The organism is Mesorhizobium sp., assembly GCF_004962925.1.
In the GTDB taxonomy this organism is placed as follows: Bacteria; Pseudomonadota; Alphaproteobacteria; order Rhizobiales; family Rhizobiaceae; genus Mesorhizobium.
Window position 1 is genome coordinate 40,140 of record NZ_SUEO01000019.1, and the last position, 8,589, is coordinate 48,728.

Annotated in this window: 8 protein-coding genes and 1 pseudogene; 2 read left to right on the top strand and 7 right to left on the bottom strand. The window is 62.3% G+C overall.

All coding sequences use genetic code 11. From position 1 onward, the window contains the following. Window positions 1-545, bottom strand: a pseudogene (locus E5W87_RS06955) (FAD-dependent oxidoreductase); the annotation flags it as partial. Then, window positions 542-1,003: a DUF4126 domain-containing protein gene (locus E5W87_RS06960; RefSeq protein ID WP_292395248.1), complete on the bottom strand. Its 462-nt coding sequence runs from the start codon at window positions 1,001-1,003 to the stop codon at window positions 542-544. The gene E5W87_RS06960 and the pseudogene E5W87_RS06955, both read right to left, overlap by 4 nt. Window positions 1,004-1,167: 164 nt before the next feature. Between E5W87_RS06960 and E5W87_RS06965 the strand changes: the two genes are divergently transcribed. Next, window positions 1,168-1,725, top strand: coding sequence for a sugar O-acetyltransferase (locus tag E5W87_RS06965; protein WP_292395250.1), 558 nt, complete (start codon window positions 1,168-1,170; stop codon window positions 1,723-1,725). Window positions 1,726-1,734: 9 nt separating this feature from the next. On the opposite strand, the gene E5W87_RS06970 is transcribed toward E5W87_RS06965, so the two are convergent. Then, window positions 1,735-2,721: a helix-turn-helix domain-containing protein gene (locus E5W87_RS06970; RefSeq protein WP_292395270.1), complete on the bottom strand. Its 987-nt coding sequence runs from the start codon at window positions 2,719-2,721 to the stop codon at window positions 1,735-1,737. A gap of 130 nt (window positions 2,722-2,851) precedes the next feature. On the opposite strand from E5W87_RS06970, the gene E5W87_RS06975 reads away from it, so the two are divergent. Continuing rightward, complete coding sequence (locus E5W87_RS06975; protein WP_292395252.1) at window positions 2,852-3,496, top strand: cysteine hydrolase family protein; 645 nt, start codon at window positions 2,852-2,854, stop codon at window positions 3,494-3,496. A gap of 68 nt (window positions 3,497-3,564) precedes the next feature. On the opposite strand, the gene E5W87_RS06980 is transcribed toward E5W87_RS06975, so the two are convergent. The 4 genes from E5W87_RS06980 to E5W87_RS06995 form a co-directional block, all read right to left on the bottom strand. After that, window positions 3,565-5,244: a formate--tetrahydrofolate ligase gene (locus E5W87_RS06980; protein WP_292395254.1), complete on the bottom strand. Its 1,680-nt coding sequence runs from the start codon at window positions 5,242-5,244 to the stop codon at window positions 3,565-3,567. Between the two features lie 315 nt (window positions 5,245-5,559). Further along, on the bottom strand, window positions 5,560-5,955 hold the full coding sequence (locus E5W87_RS06985; RefSeq protein WP_292395256.1) for an ester cyclase: 396 nt from the start codon (window positions 5,953-5,955) through the stop codon (window positions 5,560-5,562). An 81-nt stretch (window positions 5,956-6,036) separates the two neighbouring features. Then, a complete protein-coding gene (locus E5W87_RS06990) occupies window positions 6,037-7,161 on the bottom strand; it encodes a DUF2333 family protein (protein WP_292395258.1) in 1,125 nt (374 codons plus the stop codon). A 50-nt stretch (window positions 7,162-7,211) separates the two neighbouring features. Continuing rightward, window positions 7,212-8,516: a DUF6638 family protein gene (locus tag E5W87_RS06995; protein ID WP_292395260.1), complete on the bottom strand. Its 1,305-nt coding sequence runs from the start codon at window positions 8,514-8,516 to the stop codon at window positions 7,212-7,214. Window positions 8,517-8,589 lie beyond the last annotated feature (73 nt).

The window sequence follows — 8,589 nt, forward strand, 5'->3', positions numbered from 1 at the left end:
GACCTGCCCGGTGTCAACGACATTTCGTACCTGACCAACTCGTCGAGATCCATCATCGACGAGTTGGTCAGGTACGAAATGTCGTTGACACCGGGCAGGTCGGGCACCGAGGCGCGGCCGCCGGTGTTGAGGAATATTCTTTCTGCGGTCAAAAGATCATCGCCGACGCGCACGGTGTTGGCGGATTCGAAGCGCGCGTGGCCGCGATAGAGCGTGCACTTGTCCATGTCGGCAATCCAGCTTTCGAGGTTGCCGCGGGCGTCGTTCGACACCTTGTCCTTGCGCGCCTTGATCGCCTTGTAGTCGACGCCGACCGGACCGGAGAGCGTCACGCCGTAGTCGGCGGCGCGGCGGGCAAGGTGTGCTGCATAGGCGCTGGCCACCATGGCCTTGGTCGGCATGCAGCCGGTGTTGACGCAGGTGCCGCCGACCAGCTTTCGCTCAATCAGCGCCACGCTCATACCGGCCGCCGTCAGCCGGCCGGCGAGCGACGGGCCGGCCTGTCCGGCGCCGATAATGATGGCGTCGAATGTCTTTGCCGTCATGCCACCGCCGCCACGATCAATAGGCCGCCGATGATCGCAACTGCGTCCTCGACAAAGGCGGCGGGCGGATCTTTGCCGAAAGCGACGGCTAGGCGCTTGCGCAGCTCGGCGCCGCCCAGCGTGCCGATCACTGCGCCGATGGCGCCGGCGATCAGGCCGCCGATGGTGGCGCCAGCGGTCGCGCCGATCACAGCGCCGGTGAAGGCGCCCGAGACGATGCGCGCGCCGAACTGCGGTGGCACCTTGCGGCTCGGCGTCGACGGCAACTGGTCGGCGACCAACTCGGCGATGGCCAGGATGGTGAAGATGCCGACGGCGATCCAGTGGCCCATGAAAGCAGCCCAGGTGCCGGCGACCGGCAGCCATCCGAGCCAGGCGCCCCAGGCGATGGCGGCGGGCGCTGTCATGGTACGAAGGCCCGCAATGACGCCAATCAGGAGTGCCAGAATATGCAGCATGATTGATCCCCTCGATGGCCGGGCTCAGGACAACCCTGCCCAGAGCAGGCTAGCATAGGCGCGGCATTTGACCAGAGGCCTGCGATCTCTGGCGTTACCCGATCTTTATGGACTGTGCTTTGACACCACGTTGAAACAGCATGGCAAGGCAGGAGGACATCACCTTGAAAAGAAGCGAGTGCGTAAAAATGGCGGCGGGCGAGTGGTATACTTGCCTCGACCCGGAGCTAGAGGCGCTGCGGGTCACGGCGCGCGACGCGGTGTTCGAGCATAATTCGCTGCCGCCCCGGCAGCGCGGCGACATCGGACCGGTCCTGAAGTCGCTGCTCGGCGCAGTAGGCGAGGGCGCCCGGATCGAGGCGCCGTTCCACTGCGCCTATGGCTTCAATCTCTTTCTCGGCGACGGCGTCTTCCTCAATGCCGGGTGCACCATTCTTGATACGGCACCAGTCCACATCGGCAAGGGAACGCTGCTCGGCCCCAATGTGCAGATTTATTGCGCTGAGCATCACAAGGAGGCGACGGGTCGACAGGCAGGACTGGAAATCGCGAAGCCGGTGGAGATCGGCGACAATGCCTGGATCGGCGGCAGTGCCATCATCCTCGGCGGGATCAGCATCGGTGACGGCGCCATCGTCGGCGCCGGCGCGGTAGTGACCCGCGACGTGCCGCCAAACACCACGGTGGTCGGCAACCCGGCGCGGCCGGTCAGGCGCGGCTGAGCATTCAGATCAATGCGGGACGGCATGCGAGTCCTGATCGGCATTCTTCGAAAATTCGCGCCGGTACTGCGCGGGTGAGGTCCTGAGCCGCGCCGCGAAGTGCTGGCGCAGCGATGTGGCGCTGCCGAACCCGGCTTCGAAGGCAACCGTGTCCATCGATTTTTCCGTCGCTTCCAGCAGCCGCTGCGCCAGCGCGACGCGCTGATCGATCAGCCAGTCGCCGAAGCTGGTGCCGATCGATTTTTGAAAGCGGCGCGTGAACGTCCGGCGGGTGAGGCCGGCGGCGTCGGCGACGCTGTCCAGGCTGTGCGTCTCGCCCAGCGTTTTGCGCACCGTGTCGAGGGCCTGTGTGAAGCGATCCGCATTGCCGGTCTTGGCGATGGGACGTTCTATGAATTGCGCCTGCCCGCCTTGCCGATGGGGAGAAAGGACGATCTGCCGGGCAAGCCGAAGAGCCGCCTCGGCGCCGTAGCGGGCCCGTACGATATGGATACAGCAGTCAAGCCCCGCGGCGACGCCGGCAGATGTCATGACATCACCATTGTCGATGTAAAGCACGTCCGGGTCGACGATCATGTCGGGATAAAGCGCCTGCAACTGCTCGGTATAGGCCCAGTGCGTCGCGGCTCGCCGCCCCGAGAGCAGTCCGGTCGCCGCCACAGCGAAGGTGCCGAGGCACAGTCCGACGATCAATGCGCCGTTCCGGTGCGCTCGCCGCAGCGCCTCTACCAGAAACGCCGGTGGCGGATCTTCGAGATCTCGCCAGCTTGGGACGATCACAATGTCCGCGCCGTCGAGGCTGCCCAGTCCATGCGGCGCGGTCACGGTCAACCCTGCTTCGGTATGGATAGGCCCGCTTTCGATTGCACAGATGCGGAAGTCGAAGCGCGGCAGGCCGAGTGCGGCGCGATCCTCGCCGAATACAAGGCACGGCACGGAGAGGTGGAACGGGCTGATGCCATCGAACGCGATGGCGGCAACGATCGGATCGGCCATGATGAGCACCAACAAGGATTAGATCCTGATTGTCCCAATTATTTCGAACAATGTCAATTGGGACACTTTTTGCAAGTCGGTAGCCGGCCTATCCTCGACCAATCAAAGCCAAACGCGAAAGGAAAACTCCATGTCTGAACCAGCCACCTCAGCGCCACGCCGTGCCCTCATCGTCGTCGACATCCAGAACGACTATGACGGTGGCAACCTCGCCATCCAGCACCCGCCGTTTCGCGACAGCGTCGTCAACGCAGCACGAGCGATGGACGCGGCCGCCGCGGCAGGCATCAAGGTCGTGGTCATCAAGCAGCTGGCGCCCGAAACGTCGCCGATTTTCGCCAAGGGCAGCCACGGCGCCGAATTGCATCCCGAGATATCAAGGCGAAGCCGCGATCACTACGTCGAAAAGACCTTGCCGAGCGCCTTCACCGGTACGGACCTCGAGGACTGGTTGCGCGCCAACGCCATCGATACGATTACGGTCGTCGGCTACATGACGCATAATTGCGATCTGTCGACCATCATCCACGCCGTCCATATGGGCTTTGCGGTGGAGTTCCTGTCCGACGCCACCGGCTCGGTACCCTATGCCAACAGCGCCGGCTACGCCTCGGCCGAGGACATCCACCGCGTTGTGACTGTAATTCTGCAATCGCGCTTTGCCGCCGTTCTCAAGACTGCTGAATGGATCGACTGCCTGAAGACCGGCACGCTGCCCGAACGCGACACGATCTACGCCTCCAACCAGCGCGCGCTGGCACGGAACGCCGCCTAGACGTCTGTCGTGGTAAGCAAAGGGCGCCGCAGCGATGCGGCGCCCTTATCATTCCGGCGTTCAAAATCTCAGAACAGGCCTTCGATCTGGCCCATTTCGTTCAGGAAGATCTTCTCCGAGGACGGCGCCTTGGGCAAGCCGGGCATGGTCATGACCTCGCCGCAGATGACGACGATGAAGCCGGCGCCGGCAGACAGCCTAACCTCGCGCACCGGCACGGTATGGCCGGTCGGCGCGCCGCGCAGGTTCGGGTCGGTCGAGAAGGAATATTGCGTCTTGGCCATGCAGACCGGCAGGTGGCCGTAGCCGGCGTGTTCCCAGGCGTGGAGCTGGTCGCGCACCGATTTGTCGGCGATCGCTTCGGAACCGCGATAGATGCGCTGGACGATGGTGTTGATCTTCTCGAACAGCGGCATGGCGTCGGGATAGAGCGGCGCAAACTGCGACGCGCCGGATTCGGCAAGCGCCACCACCCTGCTGGCGAGCTCCTCGATGCCGGCCGATCCGTGGGCCCAGTGCTTGCAAAGGATCGCCTCTTCGCCCATCGAGGCGACGTAGTCCTTCATCGCCTGGATTTCAGCGTTGGTGTCGGAGTAGAAATGGTTGATGGCGACCACCGCCGGCACGCCGAACTGCCTGATATTCTCGACGTGACGGCCGAGATTGGCGCAGCCCTTCTTGACCGCCTCGACGTTCTCCTTGCCGAGGTCTTCCTTCTTGACGCCGCCATTCATCTTCATGGCGCGCACGGTGGCGACGATGACGGTTGCCGCCGGCTTCAGGCCGGCCTTGCGGCACTTGATGTCGAAGAATTTTTCGGCGCCGAGATCGGCGCCGAAACCGGCTTCGGTGACAACATAGTCGGCGAGCTTCAGCGCCGTCGTGGTGGCGACGACCGAGTTGCAGCCATGCGCGATGTTGGCGAAGGGGCCGCCATGGACGAAGGCCGGGTTGTTCTCCAGCGTCTGCACCAGGTTGGGCTGCATGGCGTCCTTCAACAGCACGGCCATGGCGCCGTCGGCCTTGAGATCGCGGGCGTAGACGGCCGACTTGTCACGGCGATAGGCGACGATGATGTCGCCGAGGCGCTTCTCCAGGTCCTTCAGGTCGGTGGCGAGGCAGAGAATCGCCATGACTTCCGAGGCGACGGTGATGTCGAAACCGCCTTCGCGCGGGAAACCGTTGGCGACGCCGCCGAGCGAGCAGATGATCTCGCGCAGCGCCCGGTCGTTCATGTCCATGACGCGGCGCCAGACGACGCGGCGATTGTCGATGCCGAGCTCGTTGCCCCAGTAGATGTGGTTGTCGATCAGCGCCGAAAGCAGATTATGCGCCGTCGTTATGGCATGGAAATCGCCGGTGAAGTGGAGGTTCATGTCTTCCATCGGCACGACCTGCGCATAGCCGCCGCCGGCAGCACCGCCCTTGACGCCGAAATTCGGCCCGAGCGAGGCCTCGCGGATGCAGACGATCGCCTTCTTGCCGATGCGGTTGAGACCATCGCCGAGGCCCACCGTCGTCGTCGTCTTGCCTTCGCCGGCCGGCGTCGGGTTGATGGCAGTGACGAGGATCAGCTTGCCGTCCTTGTTTGCCTTCACCGATTTAATGAACTCGGCCGAGATCTTCGCCTTGTCGTGGCCGTAAGGCAAAAGATGCTCGCTTGGAATGCCGATCTTCTGGCCGATCGCCTGGATCTGCTTCTTGTCGGCGGCGCGCGCGATCTCGATGTCGGACTTCACTTCGGCCATGGCGGCTTTCCTCTGGATTGGACGGTGGAGGGGACGGGTTTGATCAGTGTGGTCGCAAGCCTGTTCGAAACAGCCCGGTACAGCAGGCGAGGGCACGTTCTAACCCTGTCGCTGCCATGGCGTCAACTTGCATGCAACTATGTTTCCTATGAAGAAAGGTGGCTCTGTTTCCCGGGCGATCTGTCCCGGGTCTTCGCGCCCGGTTGTCGCGCCGTATAGAAGCCAGAGCACGCGCCGTTTTGCCGTCTCAAAACAGCCGCGGAATGCACGGAATGCGACAGGGTTAGGCGCCGGTCGACGCTCTGAGCGGTCGCGCTAGAATGCGCCGATCTGGTGCATCAGCCCCAAGCCGTCAAGCTGGCCGAAATGTTCGACCACGACGCCGTTCTCAAGCCGATCGATGTGAATTACGCCAACCGAGACGCGATTTCCGCTCGGTTCGACGCCATGGAAGATGCCGGTGTGCGTGCCCTCAAAGCGACAGCGCGTGACCACCCTGTCGGCATCGCTGACATAGTCGTCGATGACGTGATGTCCGTCCGGGAATCCAACAAAGAACTCGGTCAGGGATTTGCGCCAGTCAGCGAAGCCGACCGGGTTGGTGCTGCCGAGATGAACGGCGAGATCCGGGGAAACCAGACTGGACAGTTTATCCCAGTCTTGCGTGTCGATCGTGGCATAGAAGTTTCGAGCAATTTCCCGGATATCCATCTCGTGTCCTCGCTGGCTGCCGCCCAGCGGTTGAACGACGACGAGACGATCAGGTTCCGCTCCTCGAGATGCGCAGCCGAACTACTGCGACAGCACGTTGCTGATCTCGACCATGTTCGAGCGCACCCTGAGTATGTAAAAACCCATCGTCGTCAGATGCGTCGGCAACAGCCAGCCATCCTCGCGGCCATTGGCGATGATGAAGGGCTGGATGCGCAGCGCCGAGACGAACTGCGAGTCCATCGTGTCCCACAGGTTCTGCAGGTGTTTTTCCTTGATCACGTCCTCGAAATCGGCCTGCGCACCCTTCATCAGCCCGTAATAGGCATAGAGCTGGCCATAGGCGAACCAGAAACGGTCGTCGGCGCGGGTGTCGAACCAGCCATTGTTGTGGTTTTCAGCGCGCTCCTTGAGGATCGCCGAAGTCGAGCCAATATCGCTGGCGATACGGTCGATATACTGCTTCAGATTGTCGGCGCGGGCGTCGAACGTCGTTTGGCAAAGGGCAAGCCGGGCATTGAACGAACGCAGCTTGCGCACCGCGTCGCGATAATAGCTGGGCGTCGGTGTCTTCGGGCCGAACGGGCTGATGCCGAAGTACCAGGTTCCTTCATCGAACTGCAGATTGCCGCGCGCATCCTGCAGGTCGGCGTCGATCTGCGAGGTGGTGCGGACGCGGCCGAGATTGTCGGCAAGCTCGGTCGCCGTGCGCCGCACCGCCTGGTTGATACCGCGCTGGAACGAGGCCTTGTTGTCCATGAACGGCGTGTGGTCCCAGTCGATGCCGAACAGGCCGACCTTGTAGAGGATCATCGACGAGACCCAGGCATTCTGGTTGACGTTGAAGTCGGTGAGGTCGGCCGCAACCTGGGCTATGCCGGAGTTTCCGCACGTCCTGGCGGTGTCGGTGCCGGCGCCGGCCGCTGTCTGCTCGCCGGCGGAAATGTTGCGTTTCTCGAAGGTGTAATTGGCGACGTAGTTCGGGTTGAAATTGTTCCACCACTGGGTGGCGTAGAAGAAGTTGGCATAGAGCCCGATCAGCACGAGCAGAGCGAGGCCGAGCACCGCCTTCAGGATCCAGCCGCGCTGTGTGTACCAGCGCCCGGCCCACATGAACGGCCACAGGATCGCACCGATGGCGAAGCCGATACCGCGGCCGATCCACTGGAAAATCCGTGTGAAGAAATTCACGATCGGATCAAGCATGGCGATGTCACCCCCTCGTCAGTCAGCCAAGAATTCGATAAGTCAGGCATTCAATCAGTGAGGCCGTAGAGGCGTGTGCGAAACGCCACCTTGTCTTTCAGATATGTGGTTTTCAGAACGTCCACAACATGCGATCGCCAGGCGTCGCTGAAGCCGTCATAGTCGCTGTAGAAGCCCGGTTTGTTGAAGACGTAACGCGAGACGAAATCCTGCGGCACGAAATCCGAGATCAGCTGGTTGGTCAACCAGGCGTCGGGATGGTCGGGCTTGGCCCGGATCACCAGGAAACGCTGCTGCGGGAAGACGTCCTCGATCTTGAGACGGCCGAGGTGAGCGATCTCGCGCTTGGCAGCGTTGAGGAAGGGAAAATTGCCGTCCCTGGTGATCAGGTCGGTATGGCCGTGGATCCAGGTCTGGAGCCAGACCTTGTCGACGTCGGTCAGATTGCGATCGGGCTCGGCGTCGCGGATCAGTGCGCGCACCACCATCTCGGCGCGATGTTCGAGATAACCTGAGGTTTCGATCCATGAGGCGCGCGGCAGTTCGATGCGGCCGGTGGCAGCGAGGAACTTGAACACCTTGTCGGCATCATTGATCGAGAGGTAGCTCACTTGCCACGGCCGCGAGCGGCGGAAGCCGGGGGCTGCCGGGTCGCTGATCACCGTCGTCATGTCAGGATCGATGAACACATAGAGCCCGCCGAAATGGCTGGTCCAATAGGCGCTGTGGCGAAAGATCACCTGATCCGGCACCAGTGCGTTCTCGCGGATGTCGCCGCAGATCTTGGCAAGCTCCACCATGCGGGTGAGCATGGCGTTGTCGCGCCAGGCGTCCGGCTCCTGCTTCAGCTGGTCGACGAGCTTGCCGAGTTCGGCGGCCTTGCCCATCACGTCCTCCGCCGACAGCACCCTGAACTCGACCTGGTTGATCGACAGCAGATCCTCGATGTCGTTGACCTCCGGGACCGAATCCTCGATCTCGCCATAGATGACATCCTTGATGGTCAGCGCGTCGATGGCGCGCTGATTCTTCGACATGAACTCGAACATCAGCTGCGAGGTGTTGGAAAAGGCGGTGTGGACCACCGGCAGGTCGATCTGCGACGGCGTCAGGATGATGAAGCGGCGGTTGATCTCGTTGGGATCGAGGTAGTTGTAGTCGCCGCATTCCTCGGCCACTTCAGGCGAGAAGCCGGTGCGGTCGATGTCGAAGCTCTTCAGCTTGGTCGGCTTCAGGCCGAAGGCGACCAAAGCCTTGTTGTAGCGCTGGATGAGATGCGGCTCCTCGATGGTCAACAGCCGGCCGTAGATCAGCTCGTTCTCGCGCAAAAGGTCGGATTTCCTGGCGGGGCTCATACACCCTTCTCCCCGTTCACGGGGAGAAGGGAGAAGCGCCAGGCTCACGCATCCCAACTCCCCTTCTTCTTCA

What these genes read in the sequence shown, in the direction of transcription:
- E5W87_RS06990 (WP_292395258.1), bottom strand. Translation starts at nt 7,161, where the DNA reads ATGCTTGATCCGATCGTGAATTTCTTCACACGGATTTTCCAGTGGATC.
- E5W87_RS06970 (WP_292395270.1), bottom strand. Translation starts at nt 2,721, where the DNA reads ATGGCCGATCCGATCGTTGCCGCCATCGCGTTCGATGGCATCAGCCCG.
- E5W87_RS06975 (WP_292395252.1), top strand. Translation starts at nt 2,852, where the DNA reads ATGTCTGAACCAGCCACCTCAGCGCCACGCCGTGCCCTCATCGTCGTC.
- E5W87_RS06960 (WP_292395248.1), bottom strand. Translation starts at nt 1,003, where the DNA reads ATGCTGCATATTCTGGCACTCCTGATTGGCGTCATTGCGGGCCTTCGT.
- E5W87_RS06985 (WP_292395256.1), bottom strand. Translation starts at nt 5,955, where the DNA reads ATGGATATCCGGGAAATTGCTCGAAACTTCTATGCCACGATCGACACG.
- E5W87_RS06980 (WP_292395254.1), bottom strand. Translation starts at nt 5,244, where the DNA reads ATGGCCGAAGTGAAGTCCGACATCGAGATCGCGCGCGCCGCCGACAAG.
- E5W87_RS06995 (WP_292395260.1), bottom strand. Translation starts at nt 8,516, where the DNA reads ATGAGCCCCGCCAGGAAATCCGACCTTTTGCGCGAGAACGAGCTGATC.